The 21743-nt window shown below is 63.2% G+C and carries 17 protein-coding genes; 6 read left to right on the top strand and 11 right to left on the bottom strand.

Annotated features, from left to right (window positions below; all coding sequences use genetic code 11):
* Nucleotides 1-309, bottom strand: coding sequence for a hypothetical protein (locus V6093_RS18505; RefSeq protein ID WP_003253554.1), 309 nt, complete (start codon nucleotides 307-309; stop codon nucleotides 1-3).
* Between the two features lie 117 nt (nucleotides 310-426).
* A complete protein-coding gene (ycaC, locus tag V6093_RS18500) occupies nucleotides 427-1056 on the bottom strand; it encodes an isochorismate family cysteine hydrolase YcaC (protein WP_003253552.1) in 630 nt (209 codons plus the stop codon).
* Between the two features lie 321 nt (nucleotides 1057-1377).
* Here ycaC and V6093_RS18495 point away from each other — a divergent pair, with 321 nt between their 5' ends.
* A complete protein-coding gene (locus tag V6093_RS18495; RefSeq protein WP_406669577.1) occupies nucleotides 1378-2805 on the top strand; it encodes a mechanosensitive ion channel domain-containing protein in 1428 nt (475 codons plus the stop codon).
* 108 nt (nucleotides 2806-2913) lie between these two features.
* Here the strand turns inward: V6093_RS18495 and V6093_RS18490 are convergent, their stop codons facing one another.
* Complete coding sequence (locus V6093_RS18490) at nucleotides 2914-4200, bottom strand: FAD-binding oxidoreductase (RefSeq protein WP_003253548.1); 1287 nt, start codon at nucleotides 4198-4200, stop codon at nucleotides 2914-2916.
* A 157-nt stretch (nucleotides 4201-4357) separates the two neighbouring features.
* Entirely contained in the window at nucleotides 4358-5848 is a 1491-nt protein-coding gene (locus tag V6093_RS18485) for an aldehyde dehydrogenase family protein (RefSeq protein ID WP_003253547.1), read from the bottom strand.
* Between the two features lie 135 nt (nucleotides 5849-5983).
* Between V6093_RS18485 and V6093_RS18480 the strand changes: the two genes are divergently transcribed.
* Both V6093_RS18480 and V6093_RS18475 read left to right on the top strand, forming a co-directional pair.
* Nucleotides 5984-6874, top strand: coding sequence for a LysR family transcriptional regulator (locus V6093_RS18480; RefSeq protein WP_108079037.1), 891 nt, complete (start codon nucleotides 5984-5986; stop codon nucleotides 6872-6874).
* Between the two features lie 203 nt (nucleotides 6875-7077).
* A complete protein-coding gene (locus V6093_RS18475) occupies nucleotides 7078-8472 on the top strand; it encodes a VOC family protein (RefSeq protein WP_019752779.1) in 1395 nt (464 codons plus the stop codon).
* Between the two features lie 52 nt (nucleotides 8473-8524).
* On the opposite strand, the gene V6093_RS18470 is transcribed toward V6093_RS18475, so the two are convergent.
* Entirely contained in the window at nucleotides 8525-9451 is a 927-nt protein-coding gene (locus V6093_RS18470) for a LysR substrate-binding domain-containing protein (RefSeq protein ID WP_012054085.1), read from the bottom strand.
* 157 nt (nucleotides 9452-9608) lie between these two features.
* Between V6093_RS18470 and V6093_RS18465 the strand changes: the two genes are divergently transcribed.
* Nucleotides 9609-10997, top strand: a complete 1389-nt coding sequence (locus V6093_RS18465; protein ID WP_012054086.1) for a NorM family multidrug efflux MATE transporter — start codon at nucleotides 9609-9611, stop codon at nucleotides 10995-10997.
* A 183-nt stretch (nucleotides 10998-11180) separates the two neighbouring features.
* Here V6093_RS18465 and V6093_RS18460 read toward each other — a convergent pair whose 3' ends face one another.
* Complete coding sequence (locus V6093_RS18460; RefSeq protein WP_004575225.1) at nucleotides 11181-12848, bottom strand: bifunctional diguanylate cyclase/phosphodiesterase; 1668 nt, start codon at nucleotides 12846-12848, stop codon at nucleotides 11181-11183.
* 297 nt (nucleotides 12849-13145) lie between these two features.
* Here V6093_RS18460 and rep point away from each other — a divergent pair, with 297 nt between their 5' ends.
* Both rep and V6093_RS18450 read left to right on the top strand, forming a co-directional pair.
* Nucleotides 13146-15155, top strand: coding sequence for a DNA helicase Rep (rep, locus tag V6093_RS18455; protein ID WP_003253537.1), 2010 nt, complete (start codon nucleotides 13146-13148; stop codon nucleotides 15153-15155).
* Between the two features lie 64 nt (nucleotides 15156-15219).
* Nucleotides 15220-15792, top strand: a complete 573-nt coding sequence (locus V6093_RS18450; RefSeq protein WP_003253535.1) for a xanthine phosphoribosyltransferase — start codon at nucleotides 15220-15222, stop codon at nucleotides 15790-15792.
* Nucleotides 15793-15902: 110 nt separating this feature from the next.
* Here the strand turns inward: V6093_RS18450 and V6093_RS18445 are convergent, their stop codons facing one another.
* From V6093_RS18445 to dadA, 5 genes are all read right to left on the bottom strand, one after another.
* On the bottom strand, nucleotides 15903-17762 hold the full coding sequence (locus V6093_RS18445) for an acetyl-CoA hydrolase/transferase C-terminal domain-containing protein (RefSeq protein ID WP_406669576.1): 1860 nt from the start codon (nucleotides 17760-17762) through the stop codon (nucleotides 15903-15905).
* 227 nt (nucleotides 17763-17989) lie between these two features.
* Nucleotides 17990-18394, bottom strand: a complete 405-nt coding sequence (locus V6093_RS18440; RefSeq protein WP_033723760.1) for a cytochrome c5 family protein — start codon at nucleotides 18392-18394, stop codon at nucleotides 17990-17992.
* Between the two features lie 154 nt (nucleotides 18395-18548).
* On the bottom strand, nucleotides 18549-19097 hold the full coding sequence (locus V6093_RS18435) for a cupin domain-containing protein (protein ID WP_003253526.1): 549 nt from the start codon (nucleotides 19095-19097) through the stop codon (nucleotides 18549-18551).
* 107 nt (nucleotides 19098-19204) lie between these two features.
* Entirely contained in the window at nucleotides 19205-20278 is a 1074-nt protein-coding gene (gene alr, locus V6093_RS18430) for an alanine racemase (protein ID WP_003253524.1), read from the bottom strand.
* Between the two features lie 144 nt (nucleotides 20279-20422).
* Complete coding sequence (gene dadA / locus V6093_RS18425; RefSeq protein ID WP_003253522.1) at nucleotides 20423-21727, bottom strand: D-amino acid dehydrogenase; 1305 nt, start codon at nucleotides 21725-21727, stop codon at nucleotides 20423-20425.
* Between the last annotated feature and the right edge of the window lie 16 nt (nucleotides 21728-21743).

The raw sequence follows: 21743 nt of genomic DNA, 5'->3' as shown, positions 1-21743 counted from the left end.
TCAGCCGCGCAGCCAGTTGGCGCAGCGACGGGTTACCCAAGGCATGATGTAGAACACCACGGGCAGGATGACGAACAGGTTGACGATCAGGTTGCCGGTGATCACGCCGCCCAGTTGCGGGAAGCGTGCAAACAGCGGCGCCAGCAGTTGCGGGATGACCATGGTCATCGGGCAGATCACCAGGTAGGTCAGCAGCGCCTGTTTCCAGCGCGGCGGTTGCGCTGCGGGGGTGCCCGGCGAGCTATCAAGCACCTTGTGTTGCAGGCATACGGTCACCACTTCGCGGTTGTCATGGAGTGCGGTGTTCATCGGCGTTCCTTGGGATGAGCTTGCCCGCATCCACTGTGCAACGGCGGACGGGCGCTGGATTGGATAGGTGTGCTGCCCTGGGCGGGCACCGATTGGCGGTGCCCGCGGCGTTTGCGCTTACTTGTTGGCGTTGAAGGCGTTGTAGCTGGTCATCAGGTTGCGGTAATCCGGGATGTGGTTGGAGCACAGCGCGGCCAGGCCTTCGATGTCGTTGCGCCAGTCGCGGTGCAGCTCGCAGGCCACGCCGAACCAGGTCATCAATTGCGCACCCGCCTGGCTCATGCGGTCGTGGGCGGCGTCGCGGGTCATGGCGTTGAAGGTACCGGAGGCATCAGTGACCACGAACACGTCGAACTCTTCTTCCAGGGCAGACAGGGCCGGGAAAGCTACGCACACTTCAGTCACAACGCCGGCGATGATCAGTTGCTTCTTGCCAGTGGCCTTCACGGCCTTGACGAAGTCTTCGTTGTCCCAGGCGTTGATCTGGCCAGGGCGGGCAATGTACGGGGCGTCCGGGAACAGGGCTTTCAGCTCTGGCACCAGTGGGCCGTTGGGGCCTTGCTCGAAGCTGGTGGTAAGAATGGTCGGCAGGTTGAAGAACTTGGCCAGGTCGGCCAGGGCCAGCACGTTGTTCTTGAACGCGTCCGGCTCGATGTCGCGCACCAGGGACAGCAGGCCAGCCTGGTGATCGACCAGCAGTACGGCGGCGTCGTCTTTGTTCAGGCGGTTGTATTTGAAGTGGGTCATGGGGGTAGCTCCTAAGGGTTTTGATATTCAGTAAGTTGGGTGTTTCGCGTTGATGGGAGAAGATTAAAACCATCACCTTTGGAGCGGTAGATAGCGGTTTTTGCCTTTAGCGTTCTGTTTTAGGAACGATAGATTGGCGTTGGTTTTGCTGGCCTCTTCGCGGGCTCGCCCGCTCCCACAGGGATCGCACAAGGTTCAAAACCAGCGCTTTACCTGTGGGAGCGGGCAAGCCCGCGAAGGGGCCAGCACAGGCTTGCATTGCCTGCCCGGCAAACCTGCTCTATTACTACCCACAGCCCTCCCCTCACCCCCGAGACCACCATGCTGGCGTTCATCCAGTCGTCCCCGTTGTTGCTCGGTTGCGCCCTGATCCTGCTCGACCTCGTGCTTTGGCAACTGATCCCCATTCAGCGTCATGCCTGGCGCATCAGCGCGCGCCTGGTGATCTTCCTGCTGTTCAGCGCGGTGCTGATGGCCGCCGGCATGAGCCCGCTGCAACCACCGCCGTGGCCCGACGATGTCTCGCGCAACCTGATGGCCACGGTATTGGCCATCGGCTGGTGGCTGTTCGGTGCGCGCACGGTAACCGTGGTATTCGGCCTGTTGCTGGTGGCCCGTGGCAGCCATGGCGGGCGCTTGCTGCAGGATGTGCTGGGGGCGTTGATCTTCCTCGCCGCCGTGGTCGCGGCCGCAGGCTACGTGCTGCAACTGCCGGTGAAGGGCCTGCTGGCCACCTCCGGGGTAATGGCCATCGTCATCGGCCTGGCGCTGCAGAGCACACTGGCTGACGTCTTCAGCGGCATCGTGCTGAACACCACGCGGCCCTATCAGATTGGCGACTCAATCTCCATCGACGGCACCGAAGGCAAGGTCCTGGACATCGACTGGCGCGCCACGCGCCTGCTGACCGGTACCGGCAGCCTGGCGGTAATCCCCAACTCGGTGGCGGCCAAGGCGCGGCTGCTCAACCACAGTCGCCCGGCCGATGTGCACGGGGTATCGATCAGCGTGGTGGTCCCGGCCAAGGTGCGGCCCAAGCGTGTGTTCGATGCGCTGGAAAAAGCCTTGCAGGGCGTCAGTGCCATCCTTGCGACCCCGAAGCCGAAGGTGACGGTAAAGGCCTCGACTCTGGAGTCGGTGGAGTACGAGGCCAGCGGCTTCGTGGCCGATGCGGGCACCAAGGGCGATGCACGTAACCAGTTGTTCGACCTGGCGCACCGGCACCTGGAGGCCAGCGGGGTGATGTGGAACGTCGACCTGGCTGTGCCGCCGCGCAGTCGCCAGCGCGAGGTGCTGGATGAGGTTCGAGTGTTCCGCTCGCTAAGTGATGAAGAGCGCGATGCGTTGAGCCAGCGCATGACTGCAGTCGAGTACCTGGCGGACCAGGTGATCCTGGGGGTGGGCGAGCATTCCGATCATCTGCTGGTGATTGGCAGCGGTGTGGTGTCGGCCTCGGTGCGCGACGGAGACAAGCGGCTGGAGGCCGGGCGCATGGGGCCGGGAGAGGTGCTTGGGATCGAGGGGATCATCGACGACGAAGACTCGCTGGCCGAATTCCGCACGCTGACCAGTTGCGTGCTGTACCGGATCGACAAGGAACAGGTGAAGAGCTGTTTGCAGCAGCGTGGCGAAGTGCAGACGGCGTTGAGCAAGTTGCAGCGGTTCCGGCGGCAGAGCCGGGAGTCGTTGTTGCTGCAAAAGCCGGCCCTGATCAAGAAAGGTGGCTTCCTCAGCTGGCTGCACAAGTAAGCCTGTGCTGGCCTCTTCGCGGGTAAACCCGCGCCTACAGGTTCACCACAGCCCTCTCAGGCGGTGAACAATTTGTAGGAGCGGGTTTACCCGCGAATAGGCCAGTACTTACAACACAACCCTCAGGCACTGCCCCGCGTGGTACAGCGAGAAGCCGGACTCATAGAACGCCGTCCGCAGCGAAGGCGCGCTCACACCGCTCATCGGCGAAAACGGAATCGGCAGGCTGTCCGCCTCGCCCTTGAGCAGGAACTCGGCAAACGCCCGGCCAATCACGGTGCCGGTGGTATTACCGCGCCCGTTGTACCCGGTCACCGCCACCAACCCAGGCGCCGGCTCGAACAGGCGCATCAGGTGGTCAGGCGTGAAGTCGATGCAGCCGGTCCAGTGCATTTCCCACTCGACCTTGCCCAGCTCCGGGTAGTAATGGCCCTGGATGCGGTCGGCCCAGCTGCGCACGAACCACGCCGGCTTGTTGTCGACCCGGCCCAGGCTGCCGAGCAGCAGGCGGCCCTGATCGTCGCGGCGGATGCTGCTGAGCACGGTGCGGGTGTCCCACGAACCTTGGCCATGTGGCAGCACCTTGTCGGCTGCGGTGCCCTGCAGCGGTTTGGAGGCTACCTGATAGTAATAACCGCGGAAGAACTGCTTCTGCAGGTTGCTCCAGTCGCCTTCGGTGTAGGCGCCGGTGGAAATCACCACCTTTTCGGCGCGCACAGCGCCACGCGCAGTCTTCACCCGCCAGCCATCACCTTCACGCTCCAGGCCTTCGACCGAAGACTGCTGGAAAATCTTGCCGCCCAGGCGCGTTACAGCAGCCGCCAGGCCCTGGGTGTAGCCCATGGGGTTGATGGTGCCAGCACGGCGATCAAGCAGCGCAGCGGAAATCTTGTCGGTACCGCAGTATTCCTGGCACTGGGCACCGGTCAGCAGCTCGACGTCGGCACCTCGGCGGCGCCATTGTTCGTGACGCGCTTCGAGGTCGGCGATACCGGTGGCGTTGTGCGCCATGTGCAGCGTGCCTTTGTGCTGGGCCTGGCAGTCGATGCCGAGGCGCTCGATCATGGCGAACACTTCAGCCGGGGCTTCGCCAAGCACCTTATTCAGGCGGCTGCCCTGCTTCTGGCCAAGGGTGGCCTCGACGTCGTCGGGGCGGATCCAGGTACCGGCGTTGACCAAGCCGACGTTGCGCCCGGAGCCACCGTGGCCGATCTTCCAGGCCTCCAGCACGATCACCGACTTGCCCTGTTCGAGCAGGTGGATGGCCGCCGACAGGCCGGTAATACCGCCGCCGATCACACAGACATCGGCCTTGTGCTCACCGGCCAGGGCCTGGGCGGCGACGGTCGGTTTGCTGACGTGTTCCCACAAGCATTGTTGACGCAGTTCGGACATGGCCGGCTCCAGCAATTTGTTCTTGTTGGGGCCGCAGGGCGGCCCATTCGCGGGTAAACCCGCTCCTACAAGGATCGGTGTCGCTTGGACGAACCCTGTAGGAGCGGGTCTACCCGCGAACCGGGGGCCAGGCCCCCGGCCATGCAGCATCAATACATCAGTCGAACACGATACCCTGCGCCAGCGGCAGCTCGCGCGAGTAGTTCACGGTATTGGTCTGGCGACGCATGTAGCCTTTCCAGGCATCCGAGCCCGACTCACGGCCACCGCCGGTTTCCTTCTCGCCACCAAACGCACCGCCAATCTCGGCGCCGCTGGTACCGATGTTGACGTTGGCGATGCCGCAGTCGCTGCCCGAGGCGCTCTGGAAGCGCTCGGCTTCACGGATGTCGGTGGTGAAAATGCACGACGACAGGCCTTGTGGCACTTCGTTGTTCAGGCGCAGGGCCTCCTCGAAGTCGTCGTAGGCCAGCACGTACAGGATCGGTGCGAAGGTTTCGTGGCGCACCACGTCACTTTGCGCCGGCATTTCAGCAATGGCTGGCGAAACGTAGTAGGCGTTCGGGTACTGGTCGGCCAGCTGACGCTCGCCACCAAATACCTGGCCACCTTCGTCACGGGCCTTGGCCAGTGCACCCTGCATGGCGTCGAACGACTGCTTGTCGATCAGCGGGCCGACCAGGTTGTCTTTACGTGGGTCGCCGATACGCACTTTGCCGTAGGCGGCTTTGACGCGGGCAACCACTTCGTCCTTGATCGAGCGGTGCACGATCAGGCGGCGCAGGGTGGTGCAACGCTGGCCGGCAGTGCCGACAGCCGAGAACAGGATGCCGCGCACGGCCAGGTCCAGGTCGGCGCTCGGGGCCAGGATCATGGCGTTGTTGCCGCCCAGTTCCAGGATGCTGCGGCCGAAGCGGGCAGCAACGCGTGGGCCGACTTCGCGACCCATGCGGGTGCTGCCGGTGGCGCTGACCAGCGGTACGCGCGGGTCGTCGACCATGGCTTCGCCAGCTTCACGGCCGCCGATCACCAGTTGTGCCAAGCCAGCCGGAGCATCGCCGAAGGCTTTCAGGGCTTTTTCGAACAACGCCTGGCAGGCCAGGGCGGTCAGCGGAGTCTTCTCGGACGGTTTCCATACCACCGAGTTGCCGGCCACCAGGGCCAGGGCGGTGTTCCAGGCCCACACGGCAACCGGGAAGTTGAAGGCGCTGATCACGCCGACCACACCCAGCGGGTGCCAGGTTTCACGCATGTGGTGGCCCGGGCGCTCGGAAGCGATGGTCAGGCCGTACAGCTGGCGCGACAGGCCAACGGCGAAGTCGCAGATGTCGATCATTTCCTGCACTTCGCCCAGGCCTTCCTGGGTGATCTTGCCGGCTTCGATCGAGACCAGCTCGCCGAGGTCGGCCTTGTGCTCACGCAGCACTTCGCCGAACAGGCGCACCAGTTCGCCACGGCGCGGAGCAGGCACACTGCGCCAGGCTTCGAAGGCGCTCTGGGCCTGATCGATGCGGGCGATGGTCTCGGCCTTGCCGAGCAGTTTCACCGAGGCGATCTGGCTGCCGTCGATCGGCGTGTGAACAGGGTAGTCGCCCTGGGTGTAAGCCTCGGCGGCAACGCCAAGGCGCTCGAGCAATCCAGCAACCATTTGTGCATCTCCTACATCGGTGATGGGGTGGAAAAATGATGTGGATCAGTATTAATCCGATCACATAGGTACAACAAACGACCTTTATTCCGCATATCATTCCGTCAGGTAATGATTTGAGCCGCAGAGACCGCTATGTCAAAACGCCTGGTACCCTCCATGACCGCCCTGCAGTGCTTTGAAGCTGCAGCCCGCCATCTGAGTTTTACCCGTGCCGCCGAAGAACTGCACCTGACCCAGAGCGCGGTCAGCAAGCAGGTGGCGCAGCTGGAAGACATGCTGCGCCACCACCTGTTCCTGCGCATCCGCCGGCGCTTGCAGCTGACCCCAGCCGGCAGCCTGTACCTGGCCGAGGTCAACAAAATCCTCACCCAGGTGGACATGTCCAGCCGCTACGTACTCACCTACGGCGAGCAGACCGAGATATTGAAGGTAGCCACTCAACCGAGTTTTGGCGTGCGCTGGTTGATCCCGCACCTGAAGGGGTTTGGCAAACGGCACAGCAATATCCACCTGGACATTCGCAACGAAATGGAGCCGTTCGCCCTGCTGCAAGGCTCGGCTGACGTGGTGTTCTTCTATGGCCAGGGCACCTGGCCGGGTGCCACTTGCGTGGAGTTGTTTCGCGAAGAGGTGGTGCCGGTGTGTGCGCCAGAGCTGCTGGCAGGGCGCGAGCTGGCCGGTGCCGAGGAGCTGGCCGAACTGGTGCTGCTGCAAAGCACCTCGCGCCCGGAGGCCTGGCATGAGTGGTTCCTGGAGCAGGACCTGCAGAGCGTCAGCGCCTACCACGGGCCGCGCTTCGATACGTTCTATATGGCGTTGAGCGCAGCACAGGCCGGGTGCGGGGTAGCGCTGGTGCCGCGCTACCTGGCGGCGAAGGAACTGGCCGACGGTAGCCTGGTGGTGCCGTGGAACCATGCGATGCGCAGTGCCGGGGCGCACTATCTGGCGTACGCTGAACATGCGGCGGAGGTGCCCAAGGTGCGGGCGCTGGTGGAGTGGATCCACGAACAGCTCCAGGCTTGAGGGCCTCTTCGCGGCTAAAGCCGCTCCTACGGGGCCCTGCGCAAGACCCCAACCTTGCACGGTCCCTGTAGGAGCGGCTTTAGCCGCGAAAGGGCCGTCGAGGTCGATCAAAAAAGGAATGACACACTCACTTTTTTTCGCTTGTGAGCAAAGTGCATTCCCAGCTTTCATGTAAGCGTCCGAACCCAACCAGGAAGCTAGCGATGCCCGCCAACGATTTCGTCAGCCCAGACAGCATCCGCGCGCAGTTCTCTGCCGCCATGTCGCTCATGTACAAACAGGAAGTGCCGCTGTACGGCACGCTGCTGGAACTGGTGAGCGAAATCAACCAGCAGGTCATGGCCCAGCACCCCGAAGTGGCAGAGGCCCTGCGCTGGACCGGCGAAATCGAGCGCCTGGACCAGGAACGTCACGGCGCCATCCGCGTCGGCACCGCCGAAGAACTGGCCACCATCGCCCGCCTGTTCGCCGTCATGGGCATGCAGCCGGTCGGCTACTATGACCTCAGCTCCGCTGGCGTACCGGTGCATTCCACTGCCTTCCGCGCGGTGCACGAGCAATCGCTGCATGTCAGCCCGTTCCGTGTGTTCACCTCGCTGCTGCGCCTGGAGCTGATCGACAACCCGCAGTTGCGCGAGCTGGCACAGAGCATCCTGGCCAAGCGCCAGATCTTCACCTCCCGCGCCCTCGAACTGATCGCCCAGTGTGAGCGCGAGGGTGGCCTTGACGCCGCGGATGCAGAGACGTTCGTGCAGGAGGCGCTGCACACCTTCCGCTGGCACCAGGACGCTACCGTTACGGCCGAGCAGTACCAGCAGCTGCACGACCAACACCGCCTGATCGCCGATGTGGTGGCCTTCAAGGGCCCGCACATCAACCACCTGACCCCGCGTACCCTGGATATCGATGCAATCCAGCTCGGCATGCCTGCCAAGGGCATCCCGCCGAAGGCCGTGGTTGAAGGCCCGCCCACCCGCCGCCACCCGATCCTGCTGCGCCAGACCAGTTTCAAGGCCCTGCAGGAAACGGTCGCCTTCCGCGACCAGCAAGGCCGCGAAGGCAGCCACACCGCGCGCTTTGGCGAAATCGAGCAACGCGGCGCGGCGCTGACGCCGAAAGGTCGCCAGCTTTACGACAAGTTGCTCGACGCTACCCGCGCTGCGCTGGGTGGCGCTCCGGCCGAAGCCAATGCCGAGCGTTACATGGCGCTGCTGCAGGCAAACTTTGCCGAATTCCCGGATGACCTGGCGCAGATGCGTGAACAGGGCTTGGCGTACTTCCGCTACTTCGCCACCGAGAAAGGCCTGGCCGCACGCGACCAGGAAGGCCGCCCGACCACCCTGCAAGGCTTGATCGACGCGGGCCACGTGCACTTCGAGGCGCTGGTGTACGAGGACTTCCTGCCGGTGAGTGCGGCGGGGATCTTCCAGTCCAACCTGGGTGACGATGCGCAGGCCGAATACGGCAGCAACGCCAACCGCGAAGCGTTCGAAGCGGCGCTGGGGTTGCAGGTACAGGATGAGCTGGCGCTGTATGCGCAAAGCGAGCGCCGGTCGCTGCAGGCCTGCGCACAGGCGTTGAACCTGGGCTCGATGTAAATCTGCACCGGCCTCTTCGCGGGCGAGCCCGCGAAGAGGCCGGTGCAGGTGATCAAAGAGGCGGCAGGATTTCCACATCCGGCAAATCCATTGCCGCCACCTCGCCTTCCAGGAACGCACTCAACCGCCGCAACCGCTCGCCGCCTCGCCGGGTGCGCGGCCACACCAGGTAGTAATCCATGCCGCTGGGCACCGCCGTCGGCCATGGCAGGCTCAAGCGCTTCTGCGCCACATCTTCGGCCACCATCAGCAAATCGCCCATGGATATTCCATAGCCACGCGCCGCGGCAATCATGCCCAGCTCAAGGGTATCGAACACCTGGCCGCCCTTGAGCGACACCTCGTCGCCAAGCCCCATACGCTCCAGCCATTCCCGCCAGTCACGCTTGTCCACCGTAGGGTGCAGCAGCTCGATAGAGGCCAGCCTACGTACATCCCAAGGTTCCTCGTCGAGCAGGTCCGGCGCACCGACCGGGATCAGTAACTCAGGGAACAGCTTGCGCACCTCCCACTCCGCCGGGAACACCCCATCACTGAGCAACACCGCGCAATCGAACGGCTCCTGGTTGAAGTCCACATGGTCGACATCCATCCAGGCACTGGTCAGTTGCACCTCATTGCCCGGCTGCAGGTGGCGAAAGCGGCTGAGGCACGCCAGCAACCAGCGCATGGTCAGGGTCGAGGGGGCTTTCATGCGCAATATGTCGTCTTCACCGCACAAGGTTTCACAGGCCCGCTCAAACGCCGCGAAGCCCTCGCGCACGCCCGGCAGCAGTACCCGCCCCGCTTCGGTAAGTTGCAGGCTGCGGCCACTGCGCACGAACAGGCGGCAGGCAAAATGCTCCTCCAGCGTACGGATATGCCGGCTGATGGCGCTTTGGGTGATAGAAAGCTCTTCGCCCGCACGGGTGAAGGAGCTTAGCCGCGCGGCAGCTTCGAATGCGCGCAGGGCATACAGCGGTGGTAGCTGGCGTGGCATGAGGCACCTGCAATATGGGCGTGTGAGGCAAATCACCGAGAAGCCTATATACATGAGTTCAACTCATGCCAACTATCGCTTTTATCCTTTTGTGCAAAGTTGACCGAAGCCTCAGAATCGCCCTTCGTTGATCACCCCAGAATGAAGGACTGCCCCCATGCACGTCGCGCCCACCACAGAACTCAAGGCTTTGCTGCGCCTGGCCGGGCCGCTGATTGCCTCGCAGTTGGCGCACATGCTGATGGTGCTGACCGACACCCTGATGATGGCCCGCATCAGCCCCCAGGCCTTGGCGGGGGGTGGCCTGGGGGCAGCCAGCTATTCGTTCGTATCGATCTTCTGCCTGGGCGTGATCGCCGCAGTCGGCACGCTGGTGGCCATTCGCAAGGGTGCCAACGACATCGAGGGCGCCACCCGGCTGGCGCAGAACGGCCTGTGGCTGGCCTGGGCCTTGGCGCTGTTCGCCGCGCTGGTGCTGTGGAACCTTGAACCTGTGCTGCTGCTTTTCGGGCAAAAGCCCGAGAACGTGGCCTCGGCCGCCGAATTTCTCACCCTGCTGCCACTGGCCCTGCCCGGCTATCTGACCTTCATGGCCTTGCGTGGCTTCACCAGCGCGCTGGGCCGCTCGACCCCGGTGATGGTCATCAGTTTGTTCGGCACAGTGCTTAACTACCTGTTCAACGTGGCACTGATCGAAGGCATGTTCGGCCTGCCCAAGCTGGGCCTGATGGGTATCGGTCTGGTCACTGCAGTGGTGTCGATGGGCATGGCCGCTGCCTTGGCGTTGTATATCCGCTGGCATTCGGCCTATGCCGCCTACCCGCTGCGCAAGGGCCTGTCACGCCCATCACTGGCGGCCCTGCGCGAGCTGTGGCGGCTGGGCCTGCCGATTGGCGGTACCTACATGGTGGAAGTGGGCCTGTTCGCCTTCGCCGCGCTGTGCATGGGCGTGCTGGGTAGCACCGAGTTGGCGGCGCACCAGATTGCCCTGCAGATCGTGTCCACGGCATTCATGGTGCCGACGGGCTTGTCCTATGCGGTGACCATGCGCGTCGGCCTGTACTACGGCGCTGGCAACCTGCTGGCGGCGCGCAGCGCCGGGCGGGTGGGCATCGGGTTCGGGGCCATGATCATGTTTGCCTTCGCCGCGCTGTTCCTGCTGCTGCCCGAAGCACTGGTAGGGCTGTTCATCGACCGTAATGACCCGGCCTTTGCCGCGATCTTCCAGGTGGCCGTGCAGTTGTTGATGGTGGCGGCGTGGTTCGAACTGTTCGACGGCATGCAGACGATTGCCATGGGCTCGATCCGTGGCCTGAAAGATGCCAAGACCACCTTCCTGATCGGGCTGGTGTGCTACTGGCTGGTGGGGGCGCCGAGTGCCTGGCTGTTCACCTTTACCCTGGGTGGTGGTGCAGTAGGGATCTGGTGGGGGCTGGCGCTGGGGCTGGCATGTGCGGCGGTGGCGCTGACCTTTGGCTTTGAGTGGCGGATGAAGCGGTTGTTGGGGAAGGCTTGGGCTGCCGGGAAGGCGACGGCTTCGGCCTGACGTGGGGGCCTCTTCGCGGGTAAACCCGCTCCTACAACGGCCTGTGTCCAACGCCGGTGTGTGTGTCCACCGCAGATCAGTGTGTAGGAGCGGGTTTACCCGCGAATACGGTGGTGGCGGCAACGGTGAACGTCTGGTGGAGATTGGCCAGCAGGCCCGGCCCATTCGCGGGTAAACCCGCTCCTACAGGACAGCCTCCAACTGGCGTCCGGGCGCCTGCAGCAAATACGCCATCAATTCCCCTATCGGTAGCGGTTTGCTGACCAGGAAGCCTTGCACCTGGTCGCAGCCAAACCCGCGCAGCAACGCCAGTTGCTCTTCACTCTCCACACCCTCGGCCACCACCTCGAGGTTGAGGTTGTGCGCCAGGTTGATCATGGCGTGTACCAGCTTGCGGTTCTCTTCACGCATTTCCATTTCCGCAACAAAGCTGCGGTCCACCTTGAGCAAGGTGATCGGCAGGCTGTTGAGGTGCACGAACGAAGAAAACCCGGTGCCGAAATCATCGAGCGAGAAGCGCACGCCCAGGCGACCCAGCGCGTCCATGGTCTGACGCACCACCTCGTTGCGGCGCATCACCGCCGTCTCGGTCAGCTCGAACTCAAGCCAGCGGGCATCCACACCGTGCTCGAGGATCAGGCGACTCAACGTGGCCAGTAGCTGGCTGTCCTGGAATTGGCGAAAACTCAGGTTGACCGCCATGTGCAGCGGTTCCAGGCCGCGCTCGCACAATGCCTGCATGTCACGCAGGGCACGGGAAATAACCCAATAACCCAAGGGCACGATCAGGCCGCTCTGCTCGGCCAGTGGCACGAACTCACTGGGTGGCAGCAGCCCGCGCTCGGCATGGCGCCAGCGCACCAGCGCCTCCAGGCCAACAATGCGCCCGTCAGCCAGGTTCAGGCGGGGCTGATAGTGCAGCTCCAGCTCATCGCGGCGCAGGGCGCGGCGCAACTCGCTTTCCAGGTCGGCAAGGCTGCGGGCGTTGCGGTTGATGCGTTCGTTGAACACATGGAAGGTGCAGCCCTGGCTGCCCTTGGCCTGACGCATGGCGATGTGCGCGTGCCACATCAGCGGATCGGCGCCGCTCTGCGCGCGAGCATGTGCAATGCCCAGGCTGCAGCCCAGCAGCAGGCTTTCGCCGTCGATCCAGTAGGGCTCTGCCAAGGCCTCGACGATGCGTTCGGCAATCCATTCGGCGCGGTTGGCATCGCGACGGGTGTCGATCAGCAGGGCGAACTCGTCGCTACCCAGACGTGCCAGCTGGTCGCCCGCCTCCAGCTGATGCTTCAGCCGTGCCACCACCTGCAGGATCAACCGGTCACCGCTCTGGTGGCCCAGGGCGTCGTTGACGTGGCGGAAGTTGTCCAGGTCCAGGTGGCCAAGCGCGACACCACGGCCTTCGTTTTCGGCCAGGCGTGCATTGAGCAAAGCCTGGAAGCCCTGGCGGTTGGCGATGCCGGTCAGCGGGTCCTGCTCGGCAAGGCGCTGCAAGGTGGCGACCAGCACCCCTCGCTCTCGCACATGGCGCAGTGAGCGGCGCAGGGTATCGGCGTTGAGCTGGTCGCGCACCAGCCAGTCACTGACAGCGCTGGGCGCTGCCTCAGGCTCGTGTTCAAGCAGCAGAATAGTCGGCAGCTCGCAACGCCCGGGGGCGGGCTGCAAGGCGGGTGTTGCCAGCACGACGGCCTGACGATCATGGCTGAACAGGCTGTCGACCGCCTCCCAGTTTGGCGCAGTCAGTAACACGGCGCTGCCACCCAGTGCGGGCATGCACGCGTGCAACGAGGCAGCCCATTCCGGCTCATCGGCCAACAGCAGCAAACGCAAAGGTTCGACAGGCGTGGACAAGCGGGCTCCTTAGGGCTTGACGGTGCAACGAGATCTGGAGGGGATGCTACTGCATTCAATGAAAATGATTTTCACTTTTATACATGGTTTTTTCGAGCGTAGCATTCCGACGTATTTTGTCGTGCATCCTGCGCGAAACGAGTCAAACCGGCAAATATGATTTTTTCAGCTACTAGCATTAGTGACACTAATAATTAGGCGGACAAAAGTCTGACTCAGACGTCAGACGGTCGCGCCACAACGGCCCCATGCCTGTTAGAATGCGCGGCTATTTTCTGGCGACCCCCGGTTTCTAGCATGTCCCGACTCAATCCCCGGCAGCAGGAAGCCCGTGACTATGTCGGCGGCCCTCTTTTGGTGCTCGCCGGTGCAGGTTCGGGCAAGACCAGCGTGATCACGCGCAAGATTGCCCACCTCATCCAGAACTGCGGCATCCGCGCCCAGTACATCGTGGCGATGACCTTCACCAACAAGGCCGCGCGCGAGATGAAGGAGCGGGTCGCCACCTTGCTGCGCCCGGGGGAAGGCCGTGGCCTGACCGTGTGTACGTTCCACAACCTGGGCCTGAACATCATCCGCAAGGAACACGAGCGCCTGGGCTACAAGCCGGGTTTCTCGATCTTCGACGAGTCCGACATCAAGGCGTTGCTGTCGGACATCATGCAGAAGGAATACTCCGGCGACGACGGCATCGACGAGATCAAGAACATGATCGGTGCCTGGAAGAACGACCTGGTCCTGCCGCCAGAAGCCCTGGAAAAGGCGCGCAACCCGCGCGAGCAGACCGCCGCCATCGTCTACACCCACTATCAGCGCACGCTCAAGGCGTTCAACGCGGTGGACTTCGACGACCTGATCCTGCAGCCGGTCAAGCTGTTCCAGGAGCACCCCGAGGTGCTGGAGCGCTGGCAGAACCGCGTGCGTTACCTGCTGGTGGACGAATACCAGGACACCAACGCCAGCCAGTACCTGCTGGTAAAAATGCTGATCGGCATGCGCAACCAGTTCACCGTGGTGGGCGACGACGACCAGTCGATCTACGCCTGGCGTGGTGCACGCCCCGAGAACCTGATGCTGCTCAAGGAGGACTACCCCTCCCTGAAGATCGTCATGCTCGAACAGAACTACCGCTCCACCAGCCGCATCCTGCGCTGCGCCAACGTGTTGATCGCCAACAATCCGCATGCGTTCGAAAAGCAGCTGTGGAGCGAAATGGGCGTGGGCGACGAGATCCGCGTGATCCGCTGCAAGAACGAGGAAGCCGAGGCCGAACGCGTGGCCATGGAAATCCTCACCTTGCACCTGCGCACCAACCGCCCGTACAGCGACTTTGCCATCCTTTACCGCGGCAACTACCAGGCCAAGCTGATCGAACTGAAGCTGCAGCACCACCAGGTGCCGTATCGCCTGTCGGGCGGTAACAGCTTCTTCGGCCGCCAGGAGGTCAAGGACCTGATGGCCTACCTGCGCCTGCTGGTGAACCCGGACGATGACAACGCCTACCTGCGGGTAATCAACGTGCCGCGCCGCGAGATCGGCTCCACCACCCTGGAAAAGCTCGGCAACTACGCCACCGAGCGCGGCATTTCGATGTACGCCGCCAGCGAAGAGCTGGGCCTGGGCGAGCACCTTGACGCGCGCTACACCGAGCGCTTGCAGCGTTTCAAGCACTGGCTGGACGGGGTGCGCCACAAGGTTGCCCTGGAAGACCCGATTGCCGCACTGCACGAGATGATCCGCGACATCGACTACGAGAACTGGATCCGCCAGCAGACCGCCAGCGACAAAGCTGCCGAGTTCCGCATCAGCAACGTCTGGTTCCTGGTCGAAGCGCTGAAGAACACCCTCGAGAAGGACGAAGAGGGTGACATGACCATCGAGGACGCCATCGGCAAGCTGGTGCTGCGCGACATGCTCGAGCGCCAGCAGGAAGAAGAAGAGAACGCCGAAGGTGTGCAGATGATGACCCTGCATGCCTCCAAGGGCCTGGAATTCCCCTACGTGTTCATCATGGGCATGGAAGAGGAAATCCTCCCGCACCGCTCCAGCATCGAGGCCGACACCATCGAAGAGGAACGCCGCCTGGCCTACGTGGGTATCACCCGCGCGCGCCAGACCCTGGCCTTCACCTTCGCCGCCAAGCGCAAGCAGTACGGTGAAATCATCGACTGCACGCCCAGCCGGTTCCTCGACGAACTGCCACCGGACGACCTGGCCTGGGAGGGCCTTGACGATGCGCCGGTCGAGGTGAAGGCCGCTCGCGGCAACAACGCCCTGGCCGATATCCGGGCAATGCTCAAACGCTGATCAACCATTACTCTTTAACTTTGCCGCCTCCAGCGGCAACCTTTGTTACATCGAGGAAATCACAGTGGAAGCACTGCATCAGAAGATTCGCGAAGAAGGCATCGTGCTTTCCGATCAGGTTCTCAAAGTCGACGCGTTTCTCAACCACCAGATCGATCCGGCGCTGATGCAGCTGATCGGTGACGAGTTTGCCCGCCTGTTCGCCGATGCCGGCGTGACCAAGATCGTCACCATCGAAGCCTCGGGCATTGCCCCGGCGGTGATGACCGGTCTGAAACTGGGTGTGCCGGTCATCTTCGCTCGCAAGCACCAGTCGCTGACCCTGACCGAAAACCTGCTGACCGCCTCGGTGTATTCCTTCACCAAGCAAACCGAGAACACCGTGGCCATTTCGCCGCGTCACCTCAACAGCAGCGACCGCGTGCTGGTGATCGATGACTTCCTGGCCAACGGCAAAGCCTCGCAGGCGTTGATCTCGATCATCAAGCAGGCAGGTGCCACCGTGGCGGGCCTGGGTATCGTGATCGAGAAGTCGTTCCAGGGCGGCCGTGCCGAACTGGACAGCCAGGGTTACCGCGTTGAATCGCTGGCCCGGGTGAAGTCGCTGGAAGGTGGTGTGGTCAGCTTCATCGAATAAGGCCTCACCGCCCCGGCGTAGGAACGGGTTTACCTGCGAATGCGATGGCAGATTCAATATCGCATTCGCGGGTAAACCCGCTCCTACACGGGGCCAGTGTGCGCAAGCGATTAACTTGTAGCCTGTAACCCTGCCAGCAGTAGCCGCTGATAAAGCTCCTCTTTCAACCCTTGCGGAACCTCCAGCCCCATCCGCGCCAGATGCCGCTCATACCCTTCCGGCCCCGGTGCATCCAACGCTGCCTTCCCCAGCTCCAGCACCTCGCTCAGCTTGAACTTGCTCTTCAACCAGTTCAGCGCCCGCAACAGATCCCGCTCCTCGGCCGTAAAGTCGGTGCCCATCGGATACTCCGGGAACAGCCGCGCATGCTGTGCCCTGATCGCCTCCAGGCGTTGCGGGGTATTGTCGGTAAAGCGCGCCTCCAGCTGAAAGTCGTCGGCTAGCTTGCCAGCGTCTTTGGCCTGCTTGATCAGGCCCGGCTGGAACCGCGAATCGCTCACCGCCAACAACCGCGCAATCACTTCGCTGTCAGTCTGCCCACGCAAGTCCGCAATGCCGTACTCGGTCACCACGATATCGCGCAGGTGCCGGGGAATGGTGCAGTGGCCATAGGTCCAGAACAGGTTCGAGGTCACCTCCCCGCCTGCCTCGCGCCAGCTGCGCAGTAGCAGGATCGAACGCCCGCCCTCCAGCGCATGGCCCTGGGCAACGAAGTTGTACTGCCCGCCCACGCCACTGAGCACGCGGCCGTCTTCCAGCTGGTCGGCCACCCCAGCGCCGAGCAGGGTCATGCCGAACGCGGTGTTGATGAAGCGCGCATCACGACGTTGTCGGCGCTTGAGTGCCTCCTGCCCATAGAGCTCGTTGATGAAGCTGATACGGGTCATGGCAAACTGCGCGCGCTGCTCCAGCGGCATCTCGCGCAAGCGCTGGTAGAACGCTTGCGGGCCTAGGAAAAAGCCGCCATGCAGTATTGCGCCTTGCTCGTCCGCCGGGCGTCGTAGCAGCCCTGCTTCGGCCAGCACCAGCAGGCCGTTGACGAACATCTCGCTGCAGCCGTACAAGCCATGGGCAAAGGTGTCCAGGCCCCCTTCTCGCTCGATCAATGTCTGCCACGGTCCGACATCCAGCGCCTTGAGCACCGCTCGGTAACCGGCGTTGTCTCCCTGACGTGCCAGCAATGCCGCCGCAACCGCATCGCCCATGGCACCAATGCCGATCTGCAGGGTGCCGCCGTCACGCACCAGGCTGCTGGCGTGCAGCCCGATGCAGTGGTCCTGAATGCCAACCGGCATGTTTGGTGTGGAAAACAGCCGACGTTGCTCGACTGCATCGAGCAGCAGGTCGAAGGCATCGATGGGCAGCTCGGCATCGCCTGGCATGTAGGGCAGTTCGGCATGCACCTGGCCCAGCATGAGGATGGTTTCGCCTGCAGCGCGGCGCTTGGCGATCATCGGCAGCAGGTCGAGGGTGATGTCTGGGTTGCAGGCCAGGCTCAGGTGCACGGGCTTTTCGGGGGTGGCGGCCACCAACTGGGCGACCAGGTTCAGGCCCTTGGCGTTGATATCACGTGCGGCGTGGCTGTAGTTGCTGCTGACGTAGTCCTGCTGGGCCAATTCGCTGTGCAGCAGGCTGCCGGGCTGCATGAAGAACTGTTCGACCCGAATATTGGGTGGCAACGTGTCGTTGCGCAGGTCTGCGAGGTAACTGAGCTCTTCGTAGTCAGCGAAGACACGCTCGACGAAGGGTTCGAGAAAGCGCCGCTGCAGGCCATCGCCCAGTGGCGGGCGGCCGAGGGAAAGTGCGGTATAGATGGTCAGGCGCCGTTCGGGCAGCTCGCGTACGCGGGCGTAAAGCGCGTTGACGAAGGCATTGGGTTTGCCCAGGCCCAAAGGTAGGCCCATGTGGATATGGGCTGGCAGCCGGGACAAGACCTGCTCGACAGCCTGGTCGATGGAGCAGAGGTGCATCTGGGCCTCCTGAAACATCCATGGGTTCAGGAGTTGGACATAGGGCTGAAGTAATTGGTTGCCTGTACCGGCCCTTTCGCGGGCAAGCCCGCTCCCACAGGATTAACACAACCTTCAGGTCCTGTGGGGTACCTGTGAGAGCGGGCTTGCCCGCGAAGAGGCCGGCCCAGGCAACAAAAAAACAAAGCCCGCCATCAACGGCGGGCCTCATGCAATTCAGCTGTAAATCACAACCCGGACATTTTCTTGATCGCCCCTTTCAGGTCTTCATCCGAGCAGTCTGCACAGGTGCCCTTTGGCGGCATGGCGTTGATGCCTGTAATGGCCTTGGCCAGGATGCCATCCAGGCCGCCCTGGTGGTCGGCGCGTTCTTTCCACGCGGCGGTGTCACCAATTTTAGGCGCGCCGAGCAAGCCGCTGCCATGGCAGGCGTTGCAGTGCTTGGCGATGATTTCATCCGGCGTCTTGGCTCCCCCGCCACCCGCTGCAGCGGCCACTTCCATGCCTTTGCACTCCTGGCCCTGGACGCACACCTGGCCAACCGGCTCCAGGCGCTTGGCAATGTCGTCATTGGTCGCAGCGGTTGCGCTCATTGCCCAGAGGGCGAATACGGCTGCTGGTACGGCCAGCATCTTCTTGATTTGATTCACGCGAACACCCTCATGGTGGCTAATCACGCTCGCGGCCACGGATCGGCGAGCGTTGAAAAGTATAGCGGGAACCCAGAGGCCGTGAAACGACCCCACACAGGAAAGGGGTATTGCCGAATCAATGCACTGCGCTGGATCAAAAGTTTGAAGGCGTCGCCGCACTGATCAGCCGCGCCGGCTGGTCGAATGGGTTGCGGAAGCGGTGCGGGCGGGTGCTTTCGAAGTAGTAGCTGTCGCCTTCTTCGAGAACGAAAATCTCGTTGCCGACCACCAGTTCCAGGCGGCCTTCAAGCAGGATACCGGTCTCCTCGCCGTCGTGGGTCAGCATCTCGGCACCGGTGTCCGCACCTGGCGGGTACACCTCGGTCAGAAAAGCGATGGCACGGTTGGGGTGCGACTTGCCCACCAGCTTCATGGTCACCGCACCGTCCGAGATATCGATCAGCTCGTGGGCCTTGTAGACGATCTGAGTCGGGCTTTGCGGCTCCAGCTCGACCGAAAAGAATTCGACCATGGACATGGGAATGCCGCTCAGCACTTTGCGCAGCGAGCTGATAGAGGGGCTTACGCTGTTCTTCTCGATCATCGAGATGGTGCTGTTGGTCACGCCAGCACGCTTGGCGAGTTCGCGCTGCGACAGGCCCTTGAGCTTGCGGATGGCTTGCAGTCGTTCGCCGACGTCCAAAGCTGGAGCCTCCTGAAACGGTGAAAGGGGGGTGGATGTGAACGATATCATGGCAATGCCGTTCAGTATTTACAACACACCGCCCCCAACCTGTCCGCTTCAGCGTCTCATTCGCCGACGTAGTCCCGTGGTACTCGCTTCAGGTTGCAGAAGATCTGGTACGGAATGGTGCCCGCCTGCGCGGCCACTTCACTGGCCAGCACCTGCTTGCCCCAGAGTTCGACCGGGCTGCCGACAGTGGCTTGCGGTACGTCGGTGAGGTCGATGCTGAGCATGTCCATCGACACCCGGCCGATCAGGTGGGTACGCTTGCCGGCGACCAGCACTGGGGTGCCGTTGGGCGCCTGGCGCGGGTAGCCATCGGCATAGCCCATGGCGACCACACCCACGCGGGTCGGCCGAGGGCTGACGAACTTGGCACCATAGCCCACCGGCTCGCCGGCAGGCAGCTCGCGCACGCTGATCACCCGCGATTGCAGGGTCATCACCGGTTGCAGGCGTGCGGCCTCGGCCTGCGCCACTTCGAACGGCGTGGCGCCGTACAGCATCAGGCCTGGGCGTACCCAGTCGCTGGGCGCTTGCGGCCAGCCCAGCACGCCGGGTGAGTTACGCAGGCTGCATTCGGCGGCCAGGCCCTGTCGGGCAGCTTCGAACACGGCAATTTGCTGGGCGGTAGCGTCAGCGTCCAGTTCGTCGGCGCGAGCGAAGTGGCTCATCAACACGATGCGCGAAACCTTGCCACTGGCCAGCAGTCGCTGGTAGGCATCGTGGTAGTCCTTGGGATGCAGGCCAACGCGGTGCATGCCACTGTCCAGCTTCAGCCAGACGGTGAGCGGCTTGTGCAGCGGGGTTTTCTCGATGGCTTCCAGCTGCCACAGCGAGTGCACCACGCACCACAGGTCGTGCTCGGCGATCAGTGCCAGTTCGCTGGCTTCGAAAAAACCTTCCAGCAGCAGCACCGGGGCATTGATACCGGCGGCGCGCAGTTCCAGTGCCTCCTCGATGCAGGCCACCGCAAAGCCGTCGGCCTCGGCCTCCAAGGCCAGGGCGCAGCGCACGGCGCCGTGGCCATAGGCGTCGGCCTTGATCACGGCGAGGGCTTTGGCACCGGTCAGTTCACGGGCCAGACGGTAGTTGTGGCGCAGGGCCTGGAGGTCGATCAGGGCGCGGGCGGGACGCATGGCGGCTGCCTTATGGTGGTTCGGGTTGAAATCGGTGGTGGATTCTTCGCGGGCTTGCCCGCTCCCACAGGTCGTGCACAGCTTTCAAAAGCGGTGGTGTTCCAGCGGGAGCGGGCAAGCCCGCCAATGGGCCGGCACAGGCTATTACTGCTGGTGAGCCGGCGCGCTTTGCCCGTGCTTGGCCACTTCCCGGCTGTTGCCATACCGGGAGATATCCAGGCCTTCGGCACTGATCTGCGGCTTCTTGCGCGCAATCAGGTCGGCCAGCAAGCGACCGGAACCGCACGCCATGGTCCAGCCCAAGGTACCGTGACCGGTGTTCAGGAACAGGTTGCGGAACGCCGTGGCGCCCACGATCGGCGTGCCGTCCGGGGTCGCCGGGCGCAGGCCGGTCCAGAAGCTGGCCTGGCTCAAGTCACCGCCGCGAGGATAAAGGTCGTTGACGATCATCTCCAGTGTTTCGCGCCGGCGCGGGTTCAGCGACAGGTCAAAGCCGGCGATTTCAGCCATCCCGCCAACGCGGATGCGGTTATCGAAACGGGTGATCGCAACCTTGTAGGTCTCGTCGAGAATGGTCGAGGTCGGAGCCATGTCGGCGTTGGTGATCGGCACGGTCAGCGAATAACCTTTCAGCGGGTACACCGGAGCCTTGATGCCCAACGGCTTGAGCATCTGTGGCGAGTAGCTGCCCAGCGCCAGCACGTAGCGGTCTGCCGTCTCCAGCTTGCCGTCGATCCACACGCCATTGATGCGGTCACCGGCGAAGTCCAGGCGCTGGATGTCCTGGCCGAAGCGGAACTCCACGCCCAGCTTCAACGCCATGTCGGCGAGCTTGGTGGTAAACAGCTGGCAGTCGCCAGTCTGGTCGTTCGGCAGGCGCAGGGCGCCGGCCAGGATATCTTTCACGCCGGCCAGGGCGGGTTCGACGCGGGCAATGCCGTCGCGGTCGAGCAACTCGTAGGGCACACCGGACTGTTCGAGTACGGCAATGTCCTTGGCCGCAGCATCGACCTGGGCCTGGGTGCGGAACAGCTGGGTGGTACCCAGGCTGCGGTTTTCGTAGTTGATGCCGGTTTCGGCGCGCAGCTCGTCGAGGCAGTCACGGCTGTACTCGGACAGGCGCACCATACGCTCCTTGTTCACCGCGTAGCGGCTGGCGGTGCAGTTGCGCAGCATCTGTGCCATCCACAGGTACTGGTCGACATCGCCCGTGAGCTTGATGGCCAGGGGAGCGTGACGCTCCAGCAGCCATTTGATGGCTTTGAGCGGTACACCAGGGGCAGCCCAGGGCGAGGCATAGCCGGGCGAGATCTGGCCGGCGTTGGCAAAGCTGGTTTCCATGGCCACCGCCGGCTGGCGGTCGACCACCGTGACTTCGAAACCTTGCCGGGCCAGGTAGTAGGCACTGGCGGTTCCGATTACACCGCTACCAAGTACCAGAACTCGCATCGTTTTATCCCTCACA

This window comes from Pseudomonas putida group bacterium ESBL64 (assembly GCF_045277175.1).
GTDB classification, from domain to species: domain Bacteria; phylum Pseudomonadota; class Gammaproteobacteria; order Pseudomonadales; family Pseudomonadaceae; genus Aquipseudomonas; species Aquipseudomonas alloputida.
The sequence above is the reverse complement of the archived record's forward strand: the minus strand, read 5'-3'. Positions and strand labels throughout refer to the sequence as shown.

Bases quoted from the DNA above. Each gene is read 5' to 3' on its own strand.
- V6093_RS18505 (WP_003253554.1), bottom strand. From the start codon at position 309: ATGAACACCGCACTCCATGACAACCGCGAAGTGGTGACCGTATGCCTG.
- ycaC (WP_003253552.1), bottom strand. From the start codon at position 1,056: ATGACCCACTTCAAATACAACCGCCTGAACAAAGACGACGCCGCCGTA.
- V6093_RS18495 (WP_406669577.1), top strand. From the start codon at position 1,378: ATGCTGGCGTTCATCCAGTCGTCCCCGTTGTTGCTCGGTTGCGCCCTG.
- V6093_RS18490 (WP_003253548.1), bottom strand. From the start codon at position 4,200: ATGTCCGAACTGCGTCAACAATGCTTGTGGGAACACGTCAGCAAACCG.
- V6093_RS18485 (WP_003253547.1), bottom strand. From the start codon at position 5,848: ATGGTTGCTGGATTGCTCGAGCGCCTTGGCGTTGCCGCCGAGGCTTAC.
- V6093_RS18480 (WP_108079037.1), top strand. From the start codon at position 5,984: ATGTCAAAACGCCTGGTACCCTCCATGACCGCCCTGCAGTGCTTTGAA.
- V6093_RS18475 (WP_019752779.1), top strand. From the start codon at position 7,078: ATGCCCGCCAACGATTTCGTCAGCCCAGACAGCATCCGCGCGCAGTTC.
- V6093_RS18470 (WP_012054085.1), bottom strand. From the start codon at position 9,451: ATGCCACGCCAGCTACCACCGCTGTATGCCCTGCGCGCATTCGAAGCT.
- V6093_RS18465 (WP_012054086.1), top strand. From the start codon at position 9,609: ATGCACGTCGCGCCCACCACAGAACTCAAGGCTTTGCTGCGCCTGGCC.
- rep (WP_003253537.1), top strand. From the start codon at position 13,146: ATGTCCCGACTCAATCCCCGGCAGCAGGAAGCCCGTGACTATGTCGGC.
- V6093_RS18445 (WP_406669576.1), bottom strand. From the start codon at position 17,762: ATGCACCTCTGCTCCATCGACCAGGCTGTCGAGCAGGTCTTGTCCCGG.
- V6093_RS18440 (WP_033723760.1), bottom strand. From the start codon at position 18,394: ATGCTGGCCGTACCAGCAGCCGTATTCGCCCTCTGGGCAATGAGCGCA.
- alr (WP_003253524.1), bottom strand. From the start codon at position 20,278: ATGCGTCCCGCCCGCGCCCTGATCGACCTCCAGGCCCTGCGCCACAAC.
- dadA (WP_003253522.1), bottom strand. From the start codon at position 21,727: ATGCGAGTTCTGGTACTTGGTAGCGGTGTAATCGGAACCGCCAGTGCC.